This window comes from Streptococcus mitis, from assembly GCF_905187495.1.
Classification (GTDB): domain Bacteria; phylum Bacillota; class Bacilli; order Lactobacillales; family Streptococcaceae; genus Streptococcus; species Streptococcus mitis_CU.
Map to the genome: position 1 here is coordinate 1 of NZ_CAJJIB010000113.1, position 488 is coordinate 488.

The following is a 488-nucleotide window of genomic DNA, read 5'->3' on the forward strand; positions in this document are numbered from 1 at the left end:
AAAGGTGAACAAACTGGTAAAGTTGTTGCTGGAGAAACGAAAGAAGTAACCTACGTTTATAAAGAAGTTACTGGAGACGTAGTCGTTCACTATGTTGACAAAGAAGGTAACACAATCGCAGCTGACAAAGATGACCTTAAAGGTGCATCTCTAAGCGAAAAATATGACACTGCTGTTGATAACAAACCAGAAAAAATCACTGCAGAAGATGGAACTGTTTACTACATTACAAAAGCTGGTCTTAAAGATGGTTCTAAACCAGAAACTGGAAATGTAGTGGAAGGTAAAACAGATGTAACTTACGTTTACGAAAAAGCTGGATCAGTCATCGTTAATTACCAAACAGAAGACGGTACTCCATTAGTAGGAACTGCAGACGGTAAAGATGTAGCTTCAGGTGCAAAAGACACTGACAATGGAAAACCAGGTTCTGAATACAATACTGCAGATAACGGATTGAAACCAAACCGCATCACAACTGCAGAAGG

General features: G+C 39.1%; 1 protein-coding gene. It reads left to right on the top strand.

Annotated elements, in window-relative coordinates; genetic code table 11:
* The coding region (locus tag JQ843_RS05765) for a MucBP domain-containing protein (protein WP_203213123.1) at window positions 1–488 on the top strand (488 nt) is incomplete at both ends.